Origin of the sequence: Tenacibaculum aquaeponti, from assembly GCF_052084715.1 — a bacterium.
GTDB lineage: Bacteria > Bacteroidota > Bacteroidia > Flavobacteriales > Flavobacteriaceae > Polaribacter.
The window spans coordinates 71,802-94,865 of sequence record NZ_CP197288.1 but is presented as its reverse complement, the minus strand read 5'-3'; the positions used below and the strand labels follow the sequence as shown (position 1 = coordinate 94,865).

Sequence of the window (23,064 nt, the reverse complement as noted above, 5' to 3'; positions counted from 1 at the left end):
ATTCAAATATAAAAATCTAGTAAAATGAAAATAACAAAATTACTTTTTGTTTGTATTATATTTATTACTATCGCTTGTAATAATGACGCTAATGATTTAGAAATTTTCACTAATGAACAACAAAAATATGAATTACACGGAAAACTTATTAATTCTTTTCAAATAGATACTATAAGTATTTTTCAAAAGAAACTACAATGGATTTCTTACATAAGTGCACAAGTTATAATGAAAGAATCTTCGAACAGGATAGAATTATTTAATCACTTACAAGGACGAGAAACAATTACTTTAAATGAATTAATTGGAGAAGATTCTAATTTAAATTTTAAAACTGAATTCTTAAATATTCTTAGAGAACATATCGACTTATCTCCTCCCGATAGAGACCCAATACACGGAACACAATCACCTCCAAAACCATTAATCACTTGTGAAGATGACTTAGGAGATTGCTTGTTTCCTGGAACTGTAAACCTAACAGAAATTGCTGTACAATTCTTTTTACAATCTGTTTTAGAACAAAACTGTATAGAATTATATTTTCCTGAAGGATTATCTCCTTTAATAAATATTAATTTACCTTATTCAATTACATCTACAGCACATCCATTAAATCATAATAGTTTTAATTTTGGATATCATCATTCATCAACAGTTTCTAGTCGAAGCGATGATAATGGTGTAACAGAAACTTATATGATAAATACTAGTTATTTAGATATACTAAATGATAATGTCATAGTAGCAAGGCCCTATATAAATGAAACAAACTGTATTTATCCAGAATATTTACTAATTAATTTTCATATATTTTTACAATAGTAAATAACCTACAAAGTATAAATTTATTAAAAAGAGAACTCGAAAATTGAATTCTCTTTTTTAATAAGAACGTTTTTGAAAAAAAATAATACACTTTTGAATTTCATATTGCTTGTTGAACTTATTAATTGAATTTTTACTTCATAATAATTAAAAATCAACACTTATGAGAAAAACAATTTTAAATCTAGGGAAAACGTTGAACAAAAAACAGCAAAAAGAAATAACAGGTGGGATTATTTCAGCAATTCTTCCAAATGGTTGCGGAAATAGTACATGTGGTACTGGTTGTCCTTCTAACCAAGAATGTGTGCAAATTTTCTGTGGACCTAATGGACCATTTGATCATGTTTCTTCTGAGTTTCAATGTATAGATATAATTAACCACAAGTAAACAAAAAACAATCTTTATGAAAAATTCAATATTAAATTTAGGTAAAGCATTAAATAGAAAAGAACAACAACAAATTAGTGGGGGTTTTGGAAGAGGAACTTGTCCTCAATATTCTGCTCAACAATGTACATCTTGTGGTGGTTTTTCTCTTTCTAATGGATGTTGCTTAGGAACAGCAGAAACACATTGCTGTTTAACTGGCACTTGTGAATAAAAAAACTTAATGAAAAGAAAATTTTATTTGAAGATATACTCCTCTAATATGGAGTATATCTTTTTTTTATAAAAAGGATAAATATTTAAATAAATATTAACTAATTGATTATTAATAATTGAATTTAAAAGTTTAGCTTTAAAATATTCTTATCGCGAAGAAATAGACATGAAACTGTGAATGTCTTTAAAATAATCACAGAATATTAATTTTCTAAAAAGTCTTAAATATGAAAAAAGTATTCGAAATCGGGAAAAAACTAAGTAAACAAAAACAATTAGAAATTTTAGGTGGATTTGATCCTGTACCTATTGCTTCTACTTGTGATTATCATTCTCTTAGAGCTTGTCAAAATTCTTGTACAAATCCATTTACAGAATGTGGTCCTTGTTTAGACAACAATCCTACACCAGGAACATATGAATGTAGATTTGTAGGTTTTTAAAATCAAAATAACAAACGGTGAGCTTTTTCACCGTTTAATTTTTAATCTTCTCTATTAACTAAATCAATAGAAAATGCAGGTAAACAAACAGCTAAATATTCACATTCTTCTTTAAAAGGATTTGAATACTGTACTCTAACGTTTTTTTCTATTTTGATAGATTGTCCTGCTTCTAATATTATAGTTTCTCCATCAATAATAAATTGTTTCTTTCCTTTAATTATATAAGTAAATTCATCAAATTCTGGAGTTTGAAAAGGTTCAGCCCATCCTGCAGGAGCAATCATATGTGCAATACTTACTTTCGAGTTTCCATCGGTAGCATTACCAAAATGTTCTTCAATTAATTTTCCATCTGTTGTTGGAACTACAAAAGGAGATTTTTGAATTGTATACTTTTTTGCCATTTCAATAATTTAGTTTTAACAAATTTAAAAAACGGAACATAGTTTGCGCTATATATATGACATAAATTAATTATAACTAAACAACTGAAATAAGATGTAGTTTTGCTACATTTGTCGCGTTTTATTACTCAGTTTTTTGAGTAAATGACAAGTTGACATTTAACGTATATCGATGGAAGAAAAAAAATTTGATTTCAACTCATTCATAGGAATGTTATTATTAGGTGGAATTTTATTATGGTATTTAAATTCTAATAAGCCTGAAGTTGATGCTGAAAAACTAAACACTACAACAACAGAACAAGTTACTACAAATACTGTTTTAGACACAACAAAGACTAAAAACATTGTAGTAAATGATTCTTTACAACAAATTGCTTTTAAAAATCAATTAGGAGCATTCGCTCATAGTGCCATTAATGGAAAAGATGGTGAAACAGTAATTGAAAATGAATTAGTTCAATTAACTATAAATAATAAAGGAGGACAAATTACTAAGGCTTTAATTAAGAATTATAAGACTTACGATTCTTTACCTCTACATATTATTAATAATAAAAATGCAAATTTTAATATCAATTTTGGTACAACAGATAATCGTACTTTAAACACTCAAGATTTATTATTTGCTCCAGAAAAAACGAAAAATGGAGAAAACACTGTGCTTTCTATGAAACTTAAAGTTTCTGAAGGTCAGTATTTAGAATATCGTTACGAAATTAAACCAAACGACTACAGAATTGGTTTTGCTGTTCGTTCACAAGGTTTAAGTAACGTAATTAATAGTTCTCAGAATATTAACTTAGATTGGAAATTAAAATCTTTGCGTAAGGAAAAAAGTATGCGTACAGAAAATATGTATACATACTATTACTTTAAAGAAGATAGTGACGTAGATTATTTACAAATGAAAGATGATGAAGTTGTAAATAATGTAGAATGGGTTGCCTATAAACAACATTTCTTCTCTACTGCTTTATTAACAGACACTCCTTTTAATGATGCTAAATTAAAATCTGTTGACTATTTAGGTGAAGATCAAGATAGTATTTACACTAAAACATTTAGCTTAAACACACCTTTAGCTTTAAAAAATGGTGAATTAAATTATAATATGGAATGGTATTACGGACCAACAGATTATAATTTATTAAGCACATATAAGGGAACAGATTTAAATGAAATTTCAGATTTAGGTTGGGGAATTTTTGGATTCTTAAACAGAACTATTTTCTATCCTGTATTCAATGTATTAAAAGGATTCTTAGGAAACTATGGGCTTATCATTATTTTAATGACTATCGTTGTTAGAATTATCTTATCACCTGTATTATATAAATCGTATTTATCTAGTGCTAAAATGAAAGTGATTCGTCCAGAAATGGAAGAAATCAATAAAAAGTATCCTGGTACAGAAAACGCAATGAAACGTCAGCAAGAAATTATGGCTGTACAACGTAAAGCCGGGGTAAGTATGATGTCTGGTTGTATTCCTGCATTGTTACAAATGCCAGTATTTTTTGCTTTATTTAAGTTTTTCCCTACTAATATAGATTTCCGTCAGAAAGCTTTCTTATGGGCTAAAGATTTGTCTTCATATGACATTATAGCTAAACTTCCTTTCAAGATTCCTTTTTATGGAGATCATATTAGTTTATTTCCAATTTTAGCTTCTGTTGCAATTTTCTTTTACATGAAAATGAACCAAAGTCAACAATCTGCAATGCAAGCTCCACCACAAGAAGGAATGCCAGATATGAGTAAAATGATGAAATATATGATCTACTTCTCTCCTATTATGATGTTATTTTTCTTTAACAATTATGCTAGTGGATTAAGTTTATATTATTTCGTTTCAAACTTATTAACTATTGCAATAATGTTTGTTATTAAAAATTATGTAATCGACGAAAAAAAGATTCATGCTCAAATAGAAGAAAACAAAAAGAAACCTGTTAAAAAGAGTAAATTTAGAGAGCGTTTAGATACTGCAATGAAACAAGCTCAAGAACAACAAGAAGCACAACGCAGAGCTCAAAAGAAAAAATAATACAGTTAGTTTATTTATATAGAAAAAGCCACATCAATGATGTGGCTTTTTTATAGAATAAATAGTTTATATTAACTATTACTTTTTTGAAATTTAAGTTTTTCAGATCTTCCCTTTTTGAATATTTTATTACTTGCATGTTTCCCTTTACGCAAAGCTTTTTGCTCTTCAAATGGTAAATGAATAATTTCTTGACATTCTGGAGAACAGGTATTTTCCATTTTCTCAGCACATTCATCACATTGAATAAATAATAAATGACAACCTTCATTAGCACAATTTGTATGTGCATCACAAGCTTTACCACACTGATGACAATTAGAAATTACATCATCCGATATACGTTCTGCCCTTCTATGATCAAAAACAAAATTCTTTCCTAAAAACATATTCTCTAAACCTTTTGCTTTTACTTGTCTTGTATATTCAATAATTCCTCCTTCTAACTGGAAAACATTTTTAAATCCTTTGTGTTTGTAATATGCAGAAGCTTTTTCACAACGAATTCCACCTGTACAATACATTAAAAGATTCTTATCTTCTTTATGCTCTTTTAAATCCTCCTCAATAATATCTAAAGAATCTCTAAATGTATCTACATCTGGCGTAACAGCACCTTTAAAATGACCTATTTCACTTTCATAATGATTACGCATATCTACGCAAACAGTATTTGGATCTTCTAACATTTTATTAAACTCTTCAGCAGATAAATGCACTCCTTTATTAGTTACATCAAACGTATCATCATTTAAACCATCTGCTACAATCTTCTTTCTAACTTTTACTTTAAGTTTTAAGAAAGATTTATTGTCTTGCTCAACAGCAACATTTAATCTAATATCCTTTAAAAAAGAAATACTATCTAATTGCTCTTTTAATGCTAGAAAATTCTCAGCTGGTACAGAAATTTGAGCATTAATTCCTTCATATGAAACATAGGTTCTACCTAGAACATCTAAAGCATTCCATTCTATAAATAATTTATCTCTAAAAATCTGTGGGTTTTCTATCTTGAAATACTGATAGAAAGAAATAGTAAGACGGTCTTTGCCCGCTTCGTCAATTAATTTAGCGCGTTCTTCTGCGCTTAACTTGTTGTACAGTTGCATGCTATACCTTTTTAAGTTAAACAATATTTTAAGCTGCAAATGTACAGAATTTTAGTTTTTATTTCCAATAGATCATTTTGTTTAAAATTAAACAAAATGTAAATATTTTACACTTTTAATATTGTATTTAAAGAAAAAAATACTGAAATTTGTAGTAATAAATTTAAAATCAAAGTATAAAAAATATATTTCATCATGAGAGTAGCTGTAGTTGGTGCAACAGGAATGGTAGGTAATGTAATGTTACAAATTTTAAAAGAAAGAAACTTTAATATTAGCGAGTTATATTTAGTTGCTTCAGAACGTTCTGTAGGTAAGGAAATGACCTTCAAAGGAAATACATATAATGTAATCGGGTTACAAGATGCAGTGAACTTAAAACCAGATATCGCTTTATTTTCTGCTGGTGGAAGTACTTCTTTAGAATGGGCTCCTAAATTTGCTGAAGTAGGTACAACAGTAATTGATAATTCTTCTGCTTGGAGAATGGATCCTACTAAAAAGTTAGTAGTACCAGAAATTAACGCAAGCGAACTAACTGAAAGTGATAAAATTATTGCTAACCCAAACTGTTCTACTATTCAAATGGTAATGGCTTTAGCTCCTTTACATGCAGAATATAATATAAAAAGATTGGTAATTTCTACATATCAATCTATTACAGGAACTGGTGTAAAAGCTGTGCAACAATTAGAAAACGAAGTTAATGGTGTTGAAGGAGAAAATGCCTACCCACACCCTATCCATAAAAATGCATTACCACATTGTGATGTTTTTGAAGAAGCTGGTTATACTAAAGAAGAATTGAAGTTAACTAGAGAAACACATAAAATATTAAACGATGCTAGTATAGGAATTACAGCTACAGCTGTAAGAATTCCTGTAGTTGGGGGACATTCAGAGTCTGTGAATATTGAGTTTGAAAATGATTTTGAATTAAATGAAGTTAGACAAATTTTATCAGAAACTCCAGGAGTAATTGTTCAAGATGATATTGAAAATAATGATTATCCTATGCCATTAAACGCTCATGGTAAAGATGAAGTATTTGTTGGTAGAATTCGTAGAGATTTATCACAAGCAAATACATTAAACTTATGGATAGTTTCAGATAATCTAAGAAAAGGTGCAGCAACAAATGCTGTTCAAATTGCTGAGTATTTGGTAGAAAAAAATTTAATTAAAAGTGCTTTAACAGTATAACTTTTATTAGTTATAAATTTTATTAAAATCCTACTATCACTAGTAGGATTTTTTATTTTTGAACTATGAACAGAACTACAGAAGTTATTAATAACACCATAAATCATGTTAAATCAGTATTACAAGATGCTGAAGGCGGACATGATTTTTTTCATATTGAACGTGTTTATAAAAATGCTATGAAAATAGCTAAACAAGAACAACAAGGAGATATTTTAATTATAGCGTTAGGTGCTTTATTACATGATATAGCAGATAGTAAGTTTCATAATGGAGATGAAACAATCGGACCTAAAAAAGCTAGAACATTTTTAGAAACACAAGAAGTTGAAGAAAATACCATAATACACGTCATAAAAATTATTGAAAATATCTCTTTTAAAGGTGGGAACTTTACACAAGAGTTTAAGTCAATAGAATTAGATATTGTACAAGATGCCGACCGTTTAGATGCAATTGGAGCTATAGGAATTGCAAGATGTTTTAATTATGGTGGATTTAAAAATAGAGTCTTATATGATCCTAAAATTAAACCTAACTTAAATATGTCTAAAGAAGAATATAAGAAGTCTACTGCCCCAACAATTAATCATTTCTATGAAAAACTGTTATTATTAAAAGATAAAATGAATACATCGGCTGGTAAAAAGATGGCAGAGCAAAGACATTCTTATATGGAAAACTTCTTACAACAATTTTATAATGAATGGAATGCTGAAATTTAAATGCAAGTATTATAAAAATAAAAAACGCTCAATCAATGATTGAGCGTTTTTTATATCGAAAATCTAAGTTTCTTAAGCTTCAAATGGAAGTATAGAAACATAAGATCTGTTATCTCTCTTCTTTTGGAATTGTACAACCCCATCAACTTTAGCATGTAAAGTATGATCTTTCCCCATGTAAACATTCTCACCTGGGTAATGTTGAGTTCCTCTTTGACGAACAATAATGTTACCTGCAATAGCAGCTTGTCCTCCAAAAATCTTTACTCCTAAACGTTTCGATTCCGATTCACGACCGTTCTTCGAACTACCGACACCTTTCTTATGAGCCATCTTTCTAAGTTTTTAAAATTAATTACTTACTTAAAGCTTCAATTAATTCAGCTTTCTTTAAAGAAGTATAACCAGTGATACCTCTTTCTTTAGCAAGAGCTTTTAACTCTGCAACAGTCATAGAACCAAGTTCTTTAGTTTCTGTATTTGCTTCTTTAGCTTCCTCTTTTTTAGGAGCAGCTTTTACGCCTGAAGCAGCAATACTTTCGATTTGGATTTCACTTAAGTATTGACGGTGACCATTTTTCTTTTTGTAACCTTTTCTTCTTTTCTTCTTGAAAACGATTACTTTGTCTCCTTTTAAGTGTCCTAAAATCTTTGCAGTTACACCTGCACCTTCTATAGCTGGGGCGCCAATAGTTACACTACCATTGTCATCAATTAACATTACCTTATCAAAAGTTACTTTAGATCCTTCTGCTTCTGGTAAACGGTGAACGTAAACTTTTTGGTCTTTTGCTACTTTAAACTGCTGCCCTGCTATCTCTACGATTGCGTACATACTAATTTGTTTTGCGTTTATTTTTAATTACTTAACACATTTCTTTATGAAATGCGGCTGCAAATATACATTTTTTATTCTGTATAACAAGATCTTAAACCAATAAAATTAATAAGTCATTAATAGTACTTATCTTTACAAAACTAAAATAAATTTAAAATTACAAAAATGGTGTAACAATTTGATTCAAATCGCGTCAAACTCCCAAATCACTGAAAAAACAAATTTTAACTAATGAAAAAAACAATATTAACTCTAGCTACTGTGGCTGCCTTTTTCACTGCTAAAGCACAAAAAGTAGAATTTGAAGAGTACAATTTAGATAATGGTATGCATGTAATTTTGCATCAAGATAAATCTGCTCCAGTTGTTGTAACTTCGGTTATGTATCATGTTGGTGCTAAAGATGAACAAGCAGATAGAACCGGAATGGCTCACTTTTTTGAACATCTTTTATTTGAAGGAACAAAAAATATAAAAAAAGGAGATTGGTCTAAAATTGTTTCTTCTAATGGCGGGCGTAATAATGCTAATACAACGGATGATAGAACTTATTACTATGAAGTATTCCCTTCAAACAATTTGGAATTAGGTCTTTGGATGGAATCTGAACGCTTACTACATCCAATTATTAAACAAAATGGTGTAGATACTCAAAATGAAGTTGTTAAAGAAGAGAAAAGATTGCGTGTAGACAATCAACCATATTCTAGAATATTGGAAAATGTAAAAAAACACATGTTTAAAAAGCATCCTTATAAAGGAACCACTATTGGAAAAATGGAACATTTAGACGCTGCTACATTAGATGAGTTTTTAGCATTTAATAAAAAGTTTTACGTTCCAAATAATGCTACTTTAGTAGTTGCTGGTGATATAAATGTAAAAGAAACTAAAAAATTAATTAAAGAGTACTTTGGTAGAATTCCACGAGGTAAAGAAATAACAAAAAACTTTCCTAAAGAAGATCCTATTACTCAACAAATCAGTGCTAAAGCTTATGATCCTAATATCCAAATTCCTGCTGTAATCGCTGCATATAGAACTCCTTCTATGAAAACTAGAGATTCTAGAGTTTTAGATATGATTTCTTCTTATTTAAGTACAGGAAAAAGTTCAGTTTTATATAAAAAATTAGTAGATAGAAAGAAAATGGCATTAGCTGTTCAAGCTGTAAACTTGAGTCAAGAAGATTATGGAACTTACGCCTTATTTGGAATACCATTAGGAAAAAATAAATTAAATGATTTAATAAAAGAAATCGATGAAGAAATTATCAAACTTCAAAACGAATTAATTTCTGAAAAAGATTTCCAAAAATTACAAAATCAATTCGAAAATAGATTTGTAAGTTCAAACTCAAGCGTTGAAGGTATTGCTAGTTCATTAGCCACTTACAACATGTTATATGGAGATACTAATTTAATTAATACTGAAATTGATATTTTCAGATCTATTACCAGAGAAGATATTAGAAATGTAGCTAAAAAGTATTTAAATCCTAATCAAAGATTAGTAATGGAATATTTACCAGAGCAAAAGAAATAATTTCAATATCAAAAAAGAACGAAACAACATCATGAAAACAAAAATATTATCATTCGTAGCTATTATAGCAATGATTTTTGCTACAAATGCTCAAAGAGATTTAAATATACAACCAAAACCAGGACCAGCACCCAAAGTAAAATTAGGTAAACCAGAAAAATTTAAACTTTCTAATGGCTTACAAGTCATAATGGTTGAAAATCATAAATTACCAAGAGTTTCTGCAAGTTTATCTATTGATAATAAACCTTATTTCGAAGGAGATAAAGTTGGGGTATCTAGTCTTTTAGGAGGATTACTTGGAAATGGAACAAAAAATATTTCTAAAGATGATTTTAATGAAAGAGTAGATTATTTAGGAGCTAATGTTGGTTTTTCAAGTAGTGGCGCTTTTGCATCTTCATTAAAGAAATATTTTCCAGAAATTTTAGGATTAATGGCTGATGGAGTAAAAAATCCTATTTTCTCAAAAGATGAATTTGATAAAGAAGTCGAAAGAACTCTTGAGAGCTTAAAAAACAATGAAAAAAACGTTACTGCTATTGCAAGACGCGTTGAAAATTATTTAACTTATGGTAAAAATCATCCTTTTGGTGAATACTCTACTCCTGAATCTATTAAAAACATTAGTTTAGATGATGTTAAAAATAATTATAACACATATTACAGACCTAATAATGCTTATTTAGTTATTGTTGGAGATATTAATCCTAAAGAAACTAAAAAACTAATTAAAAAATTATTTAGTGATTGGAAAAAAGGATCTATTCCTGCTTACACAATTCCAAAAACCACCAACCCTACTACTACAGAAATTAACTTCATTAACATGCCAAATGCAGTTCAATCTGAAATTGCTGTAATAAATAATGTTGATTTAACTTTAGGCGATAAAGATTATTATGCAGGTTTATTAGCTAACAATATTTTAGGAGGTGGTGGTACTGCTCGTTTATTTATGAATTTACGTGAAGACAAAGGATATACTTATGGTTCTTACTCTCGTTTAAGTCAAAGTAGATATGCAGGTACATTTAGAGCTACTGCTAGTGTTCGTAATATGGTAACAGATAGCGCTGTAGTTGAATTGCAAAAAGAAATCAACAAAATTCGTTATCAAAAAGTTTCAGAAGAAGAATTAAAAAACGCAAAAGCTAAATATGTTGGAAGTTTTGTGTTAGATGTTCAAAAACCAAGAACGGTAGCTAATTATGCTTTAAATATTGCACGCTATAATTTACCTGAAGATTTTTATGAAAAATACCTAGAAAACATAAATTCGGTAACTTTAGATGATGTTCAAAATGCTGCTATAAAATACTTCAAAGGAGATAAAGCTAGAATCTTTATTACTGGTAAAGGAATTGATGTTTTGAAAAATCTTGAACAAACTTCTGATTATGCTATAAAATATTTTGACAAAAAAGGTAATCCTACTTCAAAACCAGAAATGAGCTTACCTATACCAGAAGGAATGACTGCTTCTTTAGTAATTAACAATTATTTTAAAGCTGTTGGGGGTAAAGATAAAATAGATAATGTAAAATCTGTTATGACAGTTGCTAATGGAAAAATTCAAGGAATTGACGTTGTATTAACTACAAAAAATGCTGCACCAAATAAAACAGTTACAGTTTTAACTGGAATGGGACAAACTTTTATGAAAAATGTTTTTGACGGTGAAAAAGGGTATGCAGAACAACAAGGTCGTAAATTTGAGTTTAATGATAAACAATTAGAGGAAGCTAAAGCTAACAAAACTCCATTTGAAGATGAAATTTATAAGTCTGGTAAATTAGATCGTATAGAATCTATCGATGGAAATAATGCTTACGTTATTAAATATAATAACACTGAAGTTTTCTACGATATTAAAACTGGTTACAAAGTAAAAACTGTGAAAACTGTAAAAACTCCAAGAGGAGATCAACAAGTTCCAATTACTTATTCAAATTATAAAGAAGTTAACGGAATTAAATTCCCTCATAAAATTATTCAAAAAATGGGGCCAATGGAATTAAATTTCGACGTAAAAGAGATTAAATTAAATGAAGGTGTATCTGATGCAGATTTTAAATAAAATCTAACTTACCAAAAGTTTAAAAGAGCTAGAAAACTAGCTCTTTTTTTTATTTACTAAATACACTCCAAATAAAATGATAACACCAGCTAATAATTGTATAAAACTCAATTTTTCTCCATCTACAATCCCCCATAAAACAGCAACAATAGGAATTAAATATGTTACCGAAGTAGAAAATACCGGCGATGATATATGTATTAATTTATTAAACATTACTTTAGCAATTCCAGTGCCTATTATAGCTAAAATCGATATATAAAATAATCCTTCTCCTACTTCTTCTGTTAATTCTAATGTAGTAAAGAAACCCGTAAAAAATAAAACGATTAAAGCAGGAATAACAATTAAAATAAAGTTCCCTGTAGTTATTGCCAATGGCTCTAATTCTTGTAAGTATTTTTTAATAATATTTACATTACAAGCATATCCAATGGAAGATAAAATAGGTAACAATGCAAACCAATAATTCTGATTTGGATTTAAGTCAGCACCTTTCAAAATAAGTATACAAGTTCCGATTAAACCAATTAAAATTCCAATTAGTTGGTTAGATTTAAAAGTTATTCCAAAAAATAAAGAACCAATTAATAAAGTATTAAATGGTGTTAATGAATTTAAAATTGAAGCAATTGAACTATCTATTCCAGAAATTGCATAGGCATACATAAATGATGGAAAAAAAGTTGCTAATAATGCACTTAAGAAAACATATTTCCATTGCTCTTTTTTAATTTTTCTTAAACTCTTATAACCTATTAAAAGTAAAAAAATAGTAGCTATAATTATTCTTAAAGCCCCAACTTGAATTGGTGTTAATCCTATCAAAGCTTTTTTCATTAGGATAAAAGAACTTCCCCACACTAAAGCTAGAAAAATCAGATAAAACCATTTTTGTTGAAATTTACTCATTTGTCTAATTTGAAATTACAAAAATCGCTTATTTTAAACATTTAAGAATCTTTTTTAATAAATTTGTATTATAATTAAATAGATGTTTAATATGAAATTTTTAAAAACAATATTCTCTTTATTTCTTATAGTTACTGTTGCTATTAGTTGTAAATCAGAACCAAAAAAAGAAGTAAAAAAAGAAGAAGTTAATTCAGCAACTTTAGCAAAAGCAGAAACATTATCTTTAAATATTTCTGGTATGACATGTGAAATGGGGTGTGCAAAAACCATTGAATCTAAATTAGTAAAAAAAGAAGGAGTTTATGAGGCAAAAGTAGTTTTTAATGATAGTATTGCAACAATAAAGTATAATGGAGATAAGTTAAACAAAACTGATTTAATGGCATTTATTGAATCTGTTGGAGATGGAGAATCATATAAAGTTTCAGAAACTTCAAAAATGAACTGTGAAAAAGATTGCAAAAATGAGTGTTGTAAAACTAATAAAACACAAAAAAAGACTTGTGAAGAAAATTGCAAAAAAGAATGTTGTAAAACCGAAAAAGCTTAATTACACATAAATTTAAAAACACAAAAAAACTCCTGAAAGTTAAATAACTTTAGGAGTTTTTTCTTTAACAGAGTTTTAACAAAGAGTATTTAAACCATTATAGAACTTCGTTGTCTAAATAGAATTATCTATTAACCGATATAAATGAAAAAAATCACACTACTTTTTTTACTGATAGGAATATCAGTTTTTGCTCAAAAACCACAAAAAATTAATATTAGTGGTAAAATTATTGAAGCAAGCTCTAAGCAACCCCTAGAATACGCAACATTAATATTAACTAGTTTAAAAACAAAAAGAGTTACTGGTGGAGTAACAGATATTAATGGTAAATTCTCAATAGATGTTCCTAAAGGAGCTTACAGTATGAAAGTTGAATTTATTGGATTCAAAACTAAACAGCTTTCTCAAAAAACACTTACTGAAAACACAAATTTAGGTACTATAACTCTAAAAGAAGATGCTGAAACTTTAGATGAAGTAGAGATCATTGCCGAAAAATCTACAGTTGAAATTCGTTTAGATAAAAAAATCTATAATGTAGGTAAAGACATGACCATTAAAGGTGGAAATGCTTCTGATGTGTTAGATAATGTTCCGTCAGTAAATGTTGATGCTGAAGGTGCTGTAAGCTTACGAGGAAATGAAAACGTTAGAATTTTAATTGATGGTAAACCTTCTGCCCTAGTTGGATTGAATGGAACAGATGCTTTAAGAAATTTACCTGCAGATGCCATAGAAAAAGTAGAAGTAATAACATCGCCTTCTGCTCGTTACGATGCTGAAGGTACAGCTGGAATTTTAAATATCATTCTTAGAAAAGGAAAAGTAACTGGATTCAATGGATCTTTAAATTTATCTGCTGGTAATCCTGATTTATTTCAACTATCAGGAAATTTAAACTACAGAACTAAAAAGTTTAACATTTTTACAAACTTAGGATATTCTTTCAGAAATGGTCCTGGAAATTCTTTTAGTGATTTTACCAATCTTGAAAATGGAGTTATTACAGATTTTAGAACTGAAGACAGAACATTCCAAAGGAAAAATAATAATTACAACGGATCTATTGGTTTGGAATATTATTTAAATAAAAATAGTTCTATAACAGGTACATTCTTCTACAGAAAAAATAACGGAGATGATATAGCAACCAATATAACTAACTTTTTAGATGTAAATAGAGTTAGTACTGATGAAATTACTAGAATTGAAAATGAAAAAGAAGATGGAATTAATAAACAGTTTTCTTTAAATTACTCAAACAATCTTGATGATAAAGGTCAAAAGTTAACTATTGATTTTCAACACAGTGACAACAATGAAGATGAATTTTCTAGTATAACAGACAATAATACTTTGTCGGAATTAAATAGTCAATTCACTAATTCTACTAACACTTTATTTCAAGCAGATTATGTATTACCTATTGGAGAAAAACATCAGTTAGAATTAGGTCATAAATCAGAATTTCAAAACTTAAACTCAGACTTTAGAGTTAGAGATGCTAATGGTCTTCCTTTAGATCCTGATCCTTCTAATAACATTAATTTCAAGCAAAATATTTATGCGCATTATGCGCAATTTGGAAGTAAATTCGACAAATTCTCTTATTTATTAGGTTTAAGAGTTGAAACAACTGAAATCGATTTATTTTTAATTAATACTAGTGAAAAATCTGAAAAAAACTTTACACAAATATTCCCTACTGTTAATTTAGGATATGAATTAAATGAAACAGATAATCTTACTTTAGGATATAGTCGACGTTTGCGTAGACCTCGTTTTTGGTTTTTAAATCCGTTTGAAACTAGAAGCTCTGCTACAGCTGTATTTAAAGGAAATCCGGATTTAACTCCAACATTTACGAATTCTTATGATTTAGGATATACAACTCGTTTAGGAAAGCTAACTTTAAATTCTTCTGTTTACTATCAACGTTCAACAGATTTAATTCAGCGAGTTTCTATTATTGAAGAAAGAGAAATTAATGGGCAACCAACAAATGTTTTTGTTCGTCAGCCATTTAACTTAAATAATGAAGATCGATATGGATTTGAATTAACAACTAATTACAATCCTTTTAAATGGATGCGTTTATCTAGTACATTCAATTATTTTAAATTCAAAACAAATGAATTCTCTTTTACATCTACAGCAACAGATGGAACAGAAGTAACAACACTTTTACCTGAAGTTAATAATAATAGTTGGTTTGTACGTTTTAACTCTAGAATTACATTGCCTGCAAAAATTCAATGGCAAACTAGAGTTCGTTATCGTGGACCACAAGCCAATGCTCAAGGAAACCGTGATGGTGTATTTGTAGCCAATTTAGCTTTCAGTAAAGATTTATTTAAAGAAAAAGCTACTTTAGTTTTAAATGTTAACGACTTACTTAACGACCGTGTTCGTAGAAGTCAAACCTTTAATCCAAACCAAGAAAATCCTTCTACAATAGCAGATCAAGAATTTCAATGGAGAGAACGTCAAATTACATTAAGTTTTACATACAGATTTAATCAAAAGAAAAAAAGAGAACGACCACAGAGAGAATATGAAGGTGGTGGCGAAGCATTTTAAATTAACATAATATAGATTTAAAAATAGCATGCTTAAAATTTAAATATGCTATTTTTAAATCAACTCATAAAATATTTTAAAAAAGTTAAATTTATCTTTTCGAAAAATATTAAATAATAAAAAAGGTCTACATAATTGTAGACCTTTTTAAATTTTATTTTTTATAGCTTACTTTCCTTCAGCAGCCTTTTTAGCTTCTCTTTTTAACTTTAAATTTTCCCAAATAGTTCCACCAATCCAGTAAGGAACTACAAACGTTAGTAAGAAAATTAACAACCAAAAACCAGTTGTAAAAATAAACATGAATAATACTAATCCTGAAAATTGTGAAAAATCTAACATCTGTTCTTATTGTAAATTATCTAAATGCAAAAATAACACTTATTTTTATTATTCAAATATGATTTTTAAAAATATTTCATTATAGTTTTTAATCTTAATTTTCTTATAGTTTTATTAACTTTGAAATCTCTTAAATACTAAATAAATAACAATGGAATATAGAATTGAAAAGGACACCATGGGTGAGGTTAAAGTACCTGCAAATAAATATTGGGGAGCTCAAACTGAACGTTCTAGAAACAATTTTAAAATTGGTCCTGCTGCAACTATGCCTTTAGAAGTAGTTTATGGATTTGCTTACTTAAAAAAAGCTGCTGCTTATACAAACTGTGAATTAGGTGTTTTAGCTGAAGAAAAGCGAGATTTAATTGCACAAGTTTGTGATGAGATTTTAGCTGGTAAGCATGATGATCAATTTCCATTGGTAATTTGGCAAACAGGTTCTGGTACACAAAGTAACATGAATGTAAATGAAGTAGTTGCAAATAGAGCTCATGAAATAGCTGGTAAAAAAATTGGTGAAGGGGAAAAAACTATTCAACCTAACGATGATGTAAATAAATCTCAATCTTCAAACGATACATTTCCTACAGGAATGCATATTGCAGCTTATAAAAAGATTGTAGAAGTTACTATTCCTGGAGTTGAGCAATTACGTGATACATTACAAGCGAAATCTGAAGCTTTTGCTAATGTTGTAAAAATTGGACGTACACATTTAATGGATGCTACTCCCCTAACTTTAGGTCAGGAATTTTCTGGATATGTAGCCCAATTAAACTTTGGTTTAAAAGCTTTAAAAAACTCATTAACTCATTTAAGCCAATTAGCTTTAGGAGGAACAGCTGTTGGTACAGGTTTAAATACTCCTGCTGGTTATGATATTTTAGTTGCAAAGTATATTGCAGATTTTACAGGTTTGCCTTTTGTTACTGCTGAAAATAAATTTGAAGCTTTAGCTGCTCATGATGCTTTAGTTGAAACTCATGGAGCGTTAAAGCAATTAGCGGTTTCATTAAATAAAATTGCAAATGATATTCGTTTAATGGCTTCTGGTCCTCGTTCAGGTATTGGAGAATTAATTATTCCTGCAAATGAGCCAGGTTCTTCTATTATGCCTGGAAAAGTAAATCCTACTCAAGCAGAAGCAATCACCATGGTTTGTGCACAAGTAATGGGGAACGATGTTGCTGTTACAGTTGGTGGAACACAAGGACATTACGAATTAAACGTGTTTAAGCCAATGATGGCGGCTAACGTATTACAATCTGCTCAATTAATCGGAGATGCTTGTGTCTCTTTTGATGTAAATTGTGCTGCTGGAATTGAACCTAACCATGGAAGAATTACTGAATTAGTAAACAACTCTTTAATGTTAGTTACAGCTTTGAATACTAAAATTGGATATTATAAAGCTGCTGAAATAGCAAATACTGCTCACGCTAACGGAACTACTTTAAAAGAAGAGGCAATTAACTTAGGTTATGTTACTGCAGAAGAATACGACGAATGGGTAAAACCAGAAGATATGACTGGAAGTTTAAAATAAATAAAACTTCAAATTTTATAAATAATTAAGAACCACAACAAAATGTTGTGGTTTTTATTTTACCTTTTTTAATTACTGATTGCAAGACATTTAAAAACAAAATGTGTTTTCATTTTACAAATTTTAAAATAGTTGGCACGTTGTTTGAAAAAAGCTTAGTAATTACTTAAAACAGAACTTATGAAATTAAGAACACTACTATTTTTAGCACTGAGCATTTCTTTTTCTTCATTTGCACAAAAGAAAACGGAATATGCTACTTTCAAAAAAGAATTAAAACAACAGAAATATACACCAGAAGTAATTTTAGATAAAGCGTTAAATTATTCTTCTAGTCATGATATTTATGTTTCAGAACTTGTTGATGCTTGTCGTTTTTTCTCTAGTGATAGAAAAAAGTACAGAATCTGTGTTAATGCATATCCAAGAATAATTGACAAAAGAAACTTCTTTCAAGTTTATGATCTTTTCAGAAATTTTTCTTTAGCAATGCAGTTGTATCATAACACACAAGCAAATCAAAATGAAATTTCTCAGATAGATTACCCGAATGCTGAGTATTACAGAGGTCCAACAACTAATAACTGTAATCAACCAATGCCTGAATATCAATTTAGAAACATTTACAGTCAAATTGGAAATAGAAGAAATAATGGAAATCGTTATTTAAAAGATATTATTTCTAACAATTGTTTAAGTACAAGACAAATCATGAAGCTAACTGAAAAGTTACAAAGCAATAGAAATCGTTATGATTTATTAAAATTCGCTTTTCAATTTTCTTACGATCTTGAAAACTTTTATTACACAGAGCAGTTAATTAGTGATAATTATTTAAAGCAACAGCTAAATAGATTTATAGATAGAGAAATAAGTCAATTAAATAATCATGTTGGATTTGATGATTGCAGACCTTTATCTCAAAGTGAATACGATTACGTTTTAAAATCAATCAAAGATGAAAGATTTACAAAAGAGCGTTTGAAACTAGCAAAGAAACACATAGAGCGCAATTGTTTTTCTATTGACAGAATTAGACTTATTGTAAAAGAATTTAATTTCGATCAAGATAAATTAGCCCTTTTAAAACTTAGTTATCAATATTGCTCAAACAAAGAGCAATTCTTTAAATTAAAAGAAACTTTAAGTTTCTCTAGATATAAAAGAGAATTCGATCAGTTTTTACTAGATCATTAGTATATAAAAGATAAAGCCACAATAAAAATGTTGTGGCTTTATCTTTTATAATTATCATTTTACTTCTGATAATAAATAGTACTTCATTTTTTGGACTTCTTCATAAACATGCTCAGACAAAGTTCTGCAATTATTTATTAAATATGAGTTATATAAATAAATTTCATTTCCTACTATAATTTTTTTAAAGGATGTGTGATTATCATATGCAATAACACCTTTATCAATACCATTAATTATATATAAAGATCTACCCCCACAACATTCATTGAATGGAATATAATAGATTAACAGATCTTCTTCCTCTTTAAATTCATCATATATTTCTTTAATCAAAACAGAACTAAAAAAATGATCTTCTAATTCATAATAAGAATCTTCTATTAACGTCTTATCAATACTTAAATCAATTAAAATCTTTACAAATTTTTCTGAATAAAAAGCTTCTACTCTATAATTGGAGTCATTTAAATTAAAAATATCTGAAAAATAAAACCCTTTATAACCTACAATAGTTAATACTTCTTTTAATTCTTCAGAAAAATATATATTGAATTTATCTTCTATTCTACCTAATTCTAATAAAACTGAATAAGGATAATAACCACTCTCAGACAAAATATACTGTAAAAATTCATTCGATTCAATCAGTTTTTTTCTTTTTTCTTTTTTAATTCCTGAAGCTATTATTTTAATATCACTTATTATTTTTAGTATTTTTTCCATTCAATTTTTAAGCAAAAGTAACAATTAAACAGTTAATTTTTGTTTTACTTTCAACATCATAAGAAGATCATTTATAACTAAAAAGAACACGTTAAAGGATTATTCCTGAGTTAGTTCGTCTTTTAAATTTTACTTTTAGAACTAACTAATCTCGTAATAAATTAAAACCAACGAATAATGGAAAAACCTCAAAACGAAAAATCATCGTCATGTTGGAACTGTGACGGAGACATCGAAATTGTGACAAAACGTCTTGAAGAGATGTTTGTAGAAATGGGACAAAAAACAAGAATTGAAAGAGGACAAAAACCTGCTGAAAGAGCTGTATTCAGAAAACAACACGGAATAGCTTACGGTAACTTTGTTATTAATAAAGATATTGAAGATCGTTTTAAATTAGGTTTATTTGCTGGAGATTCTTATGAATGTGCTGTTCGTTTTTCTAGTGATACAGAACCAACTTCTCCTGATTTACATTCTACTCTTGGAATTGGACTTAAACTTTTTGGTGTAAATGGAGAAAATATTTTAGATAGTGGTACAAATGCCGATTTCATCATGCAAAATATCGATCGTTTTTTTGCTCGAGATGCGCAACAGATGTGTAGTTTCACCACTGCTGGTGTTATCGACAGAGATTACGATTCTTACATAGCGAAACATCCTGAATTAGCAGCTATCTTAAAAGCTATGACTAAAGAAGAAGCTAGTGTTTTAAGTGCTAGTTATTGGGCTATTTTACCTTTCAAATTAGGAGAAAATCAAATTGTAAAATACCGTTTAGTTCCAGAAAATACTTACAAAGGAACTCCTTTTAATGAAAATGACTATTTAAAGATTAATCTTGAAAAACGTTTATTACAAGGTGATGCTACTTTCAGATTTGAAATCCAATTACGAACAAATCCTGAAACCATGCCTATTGACGATGCTCAAGTTGTATGGAGTACAGAAGAGAGCCCGTATATCTGTATCGCAAAATTACATTTACCTCAACAAAACGTAGCTGCAATCGGTCAAGCTGAATTTGGAAGTAACTTAGCTTTTAATATTTGGAGAACACTACCAGAACACGAACCATTAGGTTCAATTGCTCAAGTTAGAAAAGTTGTGTACGCTGCCAGTGCTGAGACCAGACACCAAGCTAACGGAGAATTATTAGAAGAACCTAAAAAGAGAAATCCGCATTTCGAAGGAAACATCGATGAAAATGATGATTGTATTGTTACTGCAGGAATTTTTCCTCCAATAGGAATTATGCGTGTTGGTAACAGTCAGAATGAATATTTTTTAGGTCCATTAACTGACGAACCAATTGCCCAAGAAGATCCGTATGCTTATAGAGACGAAATCGGAGCTTTAAAAAGACAAGCTGCACAGTTTAGAATATATGGATTTAATGCAGCAGGAAAAGCTGTAAAAGAATTAACTGCTGAAAATGCAAACATCACTTGGCATTGTCACTTAGCAAATCAAAAAGCTTCTTGGTATCAATTTCAATTAGCTCTAGATATTCCTGAAGCTGCAGACGCTCCACCTTCATTTTTAAGAAATATTAATGTTTCGAATCGCGAATCATTATTAATCGATGGTAGTGCTCAATCTATTTCTGGTGTAGGCATTGAAGACGGACCAACTTTTGAAGGTAAATTTTTAGATAAAAAAGTGTATTTGGGCGAAATGCGTACTGATGAAAAAGGAAGACTAATTATGTTAGGCGGACATGGAAAATCAGAAAATATAGATGGTGATATTGCCATTACTTTCGCCAATAATGAGGGTTGGTATGATGATACTTCAGACGGACCAGTAACTGCTGAAGTTGAATACAACGGAACAAAATTAAAAGTAGATCCAGCTTGGGTTGTATGTGCTCCACCAGATTATGCACCAATGCAAAAATCTGTAAGAACAATGTGGGATTTAATGCGAAGTGTTGCTGTAAAATCTGGAATGTTAACTAGGCCTCAACGCCCGTCATTCACAAAAGATATTTTACCAATTTTTCAACGTATGACAGATTTACAATGGGTAAATGCTGGATTCGCTGGAGCTTTTGGTTGGGGAGGTCAGTTCAATTATACTTCAAAAGAATGGATAAAAAAATTAGGAAATCCTTCTCCTGCCTTTCTTGAAATGAGAAGAACAATCTCTAATAATTTCAGAAGAATTGATGTAAAAGGTGCTGAAGCTCCACAATTATGGCCTTGGTTATATGGAGATGCTATTAGTATTCCTTCCACAGGATCAGTTCGTCAACACGCAACTTTATCAGAATTACAATTAGAATTTTTAGATCAATGGGTTACTGGAGATTTTGATGCTGATTATATGGATACAGAAGGTTGTCCATTTCATGCTGAACCTAAGAAAATTGATGATTTACCAGTAGACGAACAACCAGATATGCTAACAAAAGCTGCAATGGATTTCTGTTTAGCTGATGCTTTCCATCCAGGTTGTGAAATGACATGGCCAATGCGTTCTTCTGGAATGTATATGAGCGCTTTTAGAGTTAAGCATGCAAAAGCAACTCCTCCTGTGAATAATATTTACTACGGACCAACAATGAATAGCGATACATTAACTTTAGCTAAAGGACCTATTTTAGGTGGGCAAGTAGCTGGTGGAATTACACGTTGGATGGCTATTCCTTGGCAAACAGATACGGCAAGTTGTAGAGATGGTTATACAACTACATACGATCCTTATTTACCTACTTTTTGGCCAGCGAGAGTTCCTAATAATATTTTGAATGAAAAACGTTATGATCAAACTTTAGATTCGAATTTAGCAGAAGAAACAAGAATGGAAGCTTTTGCTGATAGAGCAGATTGGTTGAGTGATCTTCCTTTAGATGGTGCTTCACCAAACTACACGAACCAAATTAACAGTATGGTAAAGTATTTTGATAAATTAGCTGTGGTTCAAAAACGACCTGGAGTATTAAACGATCCTAATTTCCCTAAAGAAATGCAAGTTGGTATCACTCCTACTCCAGCGCAAGAAGCAGATTTATTAAAAGCAACATTAGAAGATTTAGCTGGAATTTTAGATGTAGGAACTTTAAATGATGAGACTAAAGAAATTTTAACTACTGCAGTAGATAAATTATCAGATAAGAATTTATTAAACGAAGAATTATTATTAGAAAGTGCTCAAAATGAATTATTAACTTTAGTTGAAGATGAAATCACAAAAGATTTTGCACCAACAGCAAATGTTATTAATACAGTGAGTTTAATAGCTTCCAAACTGCACAATATCAGTAAAACAAAATCTCATCAATCGGCACCAGAGAAAAAGATTGAAGTTGGTATTCCAGAGAAAATGACACGATTCTCAAGGTTTATTCCGAAGTAAA

At 29.4% G+C, this 23,064-nt stretch carries 21 protein-coding genes; 14 read left to right on the top strand and 7 right to left on the bottom strand.

The window, feature by feature from the left end:
• The first annotated feature begins 24 nt into the window (after nt 1-24).
• The 4 genes from ACSIGC_RS00470 to ACSIGC_RS00455 all read left to right on the top strand — a co-directional run bounded on the left by ACSIGC_RS00470 (nt 25) and on the right by ACSIGC_RS00455 (nt 1,878).
• Entirely contained in the window at nt 25-825 is an 801-nt protein-coding gene (locus ACSIGC_RS00470; protein ID WP_442266221.1) for a hypothetical protein, read from the top strand.
• 166 nt (nt 826-991) lie between these two features.
• A complete protein-coding gene (locus ACSIGC_RS00465; RefSeq protein WP_442266220.1) occupies nt 992-1,219 on the top strand; it encodes a hypothetical protein in 228 nt (75 codons plus the stop codon).
• A 16-nt stretch (nt 1,220-1,235) separates the two neighbouring features.
• Nucleotides 1,236-1,433, top strand: a complete 198-nt coding sequence (locus ACSIGC_RS00460; RefSeq protein ID WP_442266219.1) for a hypothetical protein — start codon at nt 1,236-1,238, stop codon at nt 1,431-1,433.
• A gap of 229 nt (nt 1,434-1,662) precedes the next feature.
• Entirely contained in the window at nt 1,663-1,878 is a 216-nt protein-coding gene (locus ACSIGC_RS00455; protein ID WP_442266218.1) for a hypothetical protein, read from the top strand.
• 41 nt (nt 1,879-1,919) lie between these two features.
• Here the strand turns inward: ACSIGC_RS00455 and ACSIGC_RS00450 are convergent, their stop codons facing one another.
• Nucleotides 1,920-2,285 (bottom strand): cupin domain-containing protein, encoded by a 366-nt coding sequence (locus ACSIGC_RS00450; protein WP_442266217.1) that lies wholly within the window; start codon nt 2,283-2,285, stop codon nt 1,920-1,922.
• Nucleotides 2,286-2,457: 172 nt separating this feature from the next.
• On the opposite strand from ACSIGC_RS00450, the gene yidC reads away from it, so the two are divergent.
• Nucleotides 2,458-4,335 (top strand): membrane protein insertase YidC, encoded by a 1,878-nt coding sequence (yidC, locus tag ACSIGC_RS00445; protein WP_442266216.1) that lies wholly within the window; start codon nt 2,458-2,460, stop codon nt 4,333-4,335.
• Nucleotides 4,336-4,406: 71 nt separating this feature from the next.
• On the opposite strand, the gene trhO is transcribed toward yidC, so the two are convergent.
• A complete protein-coding gene (gene trhO / locus ACSIGC_RS00440) occupies nt 4,407-5,447 on the bottom strand; it encodes an oxygen-dependent tRNA uridine(34) hydroxylase TrhO (protein WP_442266215.1) in 1,041 nt (346 codons plus the stop codon).
• 195 nt (nt 5,448-5,642) lie between these two features.
• Here trhO and ACSIGC_RS00435 point away from each other — a divergent pair, with 195 nt between their 5' ends.
• Nucleotides 5,643-6,650: an aspartate-semialdehyde dehydrogenase gene (locus ACSIGC_RS00435; RefSeq protein ID WP_442266214.1), complete on the top strand. Its 1,008-nt coding sequence runs from the start codon at nt 5,643-5,645 to the stop codon at nt 6,648-6,650.
• Between the two features lie 65 nt (nt 6,651-6,715).
• Nucleotides 6,716-7,375 (top strand): HD domain-containing protein, encoded by a 660-nt coding sequence (locus tag ACSIGC_RS00430; protein WP_442266213.1) that lies wholly within the window; start codon nt 6,716-6,718, stop codon nt 7,373-7,375.
• 72 nt (nt 7,376-7,447) lie between these two features.
• On the opposite strand, the gene rpmA is transcribed toward ACSIGC_RS00430, so the two are convergent.
• Nucleotides 7,448-7,708, bottom strand: a complete 261-nt coding sequence (gene rpmA, locus ACSIGC_RS00425; protein WP_095071530.1) for a 50S ribosomal protein L27 — start codon at nt 7,706-7,708, stop codon at nt 7,448-7,450.
• Between the two features lie 22 nt (nt 7,709-7,730).
• A complete protein-coding gene (rplU, locus tag ACSIGC_RS00420) occupies nt 7,731-8,210 on the bottom strand; it encodes a 50S ribosomal protein L21 (protein WP_442266212.1) in 480 nt (159 codons plus the stop codon).
• 234 nt (nt 8,211-8,444) lie between these two features.
• Here rplU and ACSIGC_RS00415 point away from each other — a divergent pair, with 234 nt between their 5' ends.
• Together ACSIGC_RS00415 and ACSIGC_RS00410 are read left to right on the top strand one after the other, a co-directional pair.
• Complete coding sequence (locus tag ACSIGC_RS00415; RefSeq protein ID WP_442266211.1) at nt 8,445-9,758, top strand: M16 family metallopeptidase; 1,314 nt, start codon at nt 8,445-8,447, stop codon at nt 9,756-9,758.
• A 31-nt stretch (nt 9,759-9,789) separates the two neighbouring features.
• Nucleotides 9,790-11,838: a M16 family metallopeptidase gene (locus ACSIGC_RS00410; protein ID WP_442266210.1), complete on the top strand. Its 2,049-nt coding sequence runs from the start codon at nt 9,790-9,792 to the stop codon at nt 11,836-11,838.
• Between the two features lie 36 nt (nt 11,839-11,874).
• On the opposite strand, the gene ACSIGC_RS00405 is transcribed toward ACSIGC_RS00410, so the two are convergent.
• The gene (locus ACSIGC_RS00405; protein ID WP_442266209.1) at nt 11,875-12,750 is read right to left on the bottom strand and encodes a DMT family transporter; all 876 of its coding nucleotides are present in this window, start codon (nt 12,748-12,750) and stop codon (nt 11,875-11,877) included.
• Between the two features lie 91 nt (nt 12,751-12,841).
• On the opposite strand from ACSIGC_RS00405, the gene ACSIGC_RS00400 reads away from it, so the two are divergent.
• Both ACSIGC_RS00400 and ACSIGC_RS00395 read left to right on the top strand, forming a co-directional pair.
• Nucleotides 12,842-13,303, top strand: a complete 462-nt coding sequence (locus tag ACSIGC_RS00400) for a cation transporter (protein ID WP_442266208.1) — start codon at nt 12,842-12,844, stop codon at nt 13,301-13,303.
• 144 nt (nt 13,304-13,447) lie between these two features.
• Nucleotides 13,448-15,886, top strand: coding sequence for a TonB-dependent receptor domain-containing protein (locus ACSIGC_RS00395; RefSeq protein WP_442266207.1), 2,439 nt, complete (start codon nt 13,448-13,450; stop codon nt 15,884-15,886).
• Between the two features lie 168 nt (nt 15,887-16,054).
• On the opposite strand, the gene ACSIGC_RS00390 is transcribed toward ACSIGC_RS00395, so the two are convergent.
• Nucleotides 16,055-16,228, bottom strand: a complete 174-nt coding sequence (locus ACSIGC_RS00390; RefSeq protein ID WP_173862350.1) for a hypothetical protein — start codon at nt 16,226-16,228, stop codon at nt 16,055-16,057.
• A 151-nt stretch (nt 16,229-16,379) separates the two neighbouring features.
• Between ACSIGC_RS00390 and fumC the strand changes: the two genes are divergently transcribed.
• Nucleotides 16,380-17,777: a class II fumarate hydratase gene (fumC, locus tag ACSIGC_RS00385; RefSeq protein ID WP_442266206.1), complete on the top strand. Its 1,398-nt coding sequence runs from the start codon at nt 16,380-16,382 to the stop codon at nt 17,775-17,777.
• A gap of 180 nt (nt 17,778-17,957) precedes the next feature.
• A complete protein-coding gene (locus ACSIGC_RS00380; protein WP_442266205.1) occupies nt 17,958-18,974 on the top strand; it encodes a DUF4476 domain-containing protein in 1,017 nt (338 codons plus the stop codon).
• A gap of 54 nt (nt 18,975-19,028) precedes the next feature.
• Here ACSIGC_RS00380 and ACSIGC_RS00375 read toward each other — a convergent pair whose 3' ends face one another.
• Nucleotides 19,029-19,700 (bottom strand): hypothetical protein, encoded by a 672-nt coding sequence (locus tag ACSIGC_RS00375; protein ID WP_442266204.1) that lies wholly within the window; start codon nt 19,698-19,700, stop codon nt 19,029-19,031.
• A gap of 177 nt (nt 19,701-19,877) precedes the next feature.
• Between ACSIGC_RS00375 and ACSIGC_RS00370 the strand changes: the two genes are divergently transcribed.
• Nucleotides 19,878-23,063 carry a LodA/GoxA family CTQ-dependent oxidase gene (locus ACSIGC_RS00370; protein ID WP_442266203.1) on the top strand — a complete coding sequence of 1,062 codons (3,186 nt, stop codon included), beginning with the start codon at nt 19,878-19,880 and terminating at the stop codon, nt 23,061-23,063.
• Nucleotide 23,064 lies beyond the last annotated feature (1 nt).

Excerpts from the sequence above, each read along its gene's own strand:
- ACSIGC_RS00455 (WP_442266218.1), top strand. The coding sequence starts at position 1,663 with ATGAAAAAAGTATTCGAAATCGGGAAAAAACTAAGTAAACAAAAACAA.
- yidC (WP_442266216.1), top strand. The coding sequence starts at position 2,458 with ATGGAAGAAAAAAAATTTGATTTCAACTCATTCATAGGAATGTTATTA.
- ACSIGC_RS00410 (WP_442266210.1), top strand. The coding sequence starts at position 9,790 with ATGAAAACAAAAATATTATCATTCGTAGCTATTATAGCAATGATTTTT.
- trhO (WP_442266215.1), bottom strand. The coding sequence starts at position 5,447 with ATGCAACTGTACAACAAGTTAAGCGCAGAAGAACGCGCTAAATTAATT.
- fumC (WP_442266206.1), top strand. The coding sequence starts at position 16,380 with ATGGAATATAGAATTGAAAAGGACACCATGGGTGAGGTTAAAGTACCT.
- ACSIGC_RS00430 (WP_442266213.1), top strand. The coding sequence starts at position 6,716 with ATGAACAGAACTACAGAAGTTATTAATAACACCATAAATCATGTTAAA.
- ACSIGC_RS00450 (WP_442266217.1), bottom strand. The coding sequence starts at position 2,285 with ATGGCAAAAAAGTATACAATTCAAAAATCTCCTTTTGTAGTTCCAACA.
- ACSIGC_RS00460 (WP_442266219.1), top strand. The coding sequence starts at position 1,236 with ATGAAAAATTCAATATTAAATTTAGGTAAAGCATTAAATAGAAAAGAA.
- ACSIGC_RS00370 (WP_442266203.1), top strand. The coding sequence starts at position 19,878 with ATGGAAAAACCTCAAAACGAAAAATCATCGTCATGTTGGAACTGTGAC.
- ACSIGC_RS00390 (WP_173862350.1), bottom strand. The coding sequence starts at position 16,228 with ATGTTAGATTTTTCACAATTTTCAGGATTAGTATTATTCATGTTTATT.
- ACSIGC_RS00380 (WP_442266205.1), top strand. The coding sequence starts at position 17,958 with ATGAAATTAAGAACACTACTATTTTTAGCACTGAGCATTTCTTTTTCT.
- ACSIGC_RS00415 (WP_442266211.1), top strand. The coding sequence starts at position 8,445 with ATGAAAAAAACAATATTAACTCTAGCTACTGTGGCTGCCTTTTTCACT.
- ACSIGC_RS00465 (WP_442266220.1), top strand. The coding sequence starts at position 992 with ATGAGAAAAACAATTTTAAATCTAGGGAAAACGTTGAACAAAAAACAG.
- ACSIGC_RS00405 (WP_442266209.1), bottom strand. The coding sequence starts at position 12,750 with ATGAGTAAATTTCAACAAAAATGGTTTTATCTGATTTTTCTAGCTTTA.
- ACSIGC_RS00400 (WP_442266208.1), top strand. The coding sequence starts at position 12,842 with ATGAAATTTTTAAAAACAATATTCTCTTTATTTCTTATAGTTACTGTT.
- ACSIGC_RS00435 (WP_442266214.1), top strand. The coding sequence starts at position 5,643 with ATGAGAGTAGCTGTAGTTGGTGCAACAGGAATGGTAGGTAATGTAATG.
- rpmA (WP_095071530.1), bottom strand. The coding sequence starts at position 7,708 with ATGGCTCATAAGAAAGGTGTCGGTAGTTCGAAGAACGGTCGTGAATCG.
- rplU (WP_442266212.1), bottom strand. The coding sequence starts at position 8,210 with ATGTACGCAATCGTAGAGATAGCAGGGCAGCAGTTTAAAGTAGCAAAA.
- ACSIGC_RS00375 (WP_442266204.1), bottom strand. The coding sequence starts at position 19,700 with ATGGAAAAAATACTAAAAATAATAAGTGATATTAAAATAATAGCTTCA.
- ACSIGC_RS00395 (WP_442266207.1), top strand. The coding sequence starts at position 13,448 with ATGAAAAAAATCACACTACTTTTTTTACTGATAGGAATATCAGTTTTT.
- ACSIGC_RS00470 (WP_442266221.1), top strand. The coding sequence starts at position 25 with ATGAAAATAACAAAATTACTTTTTGTTTGTATTATATTTATTACTATC.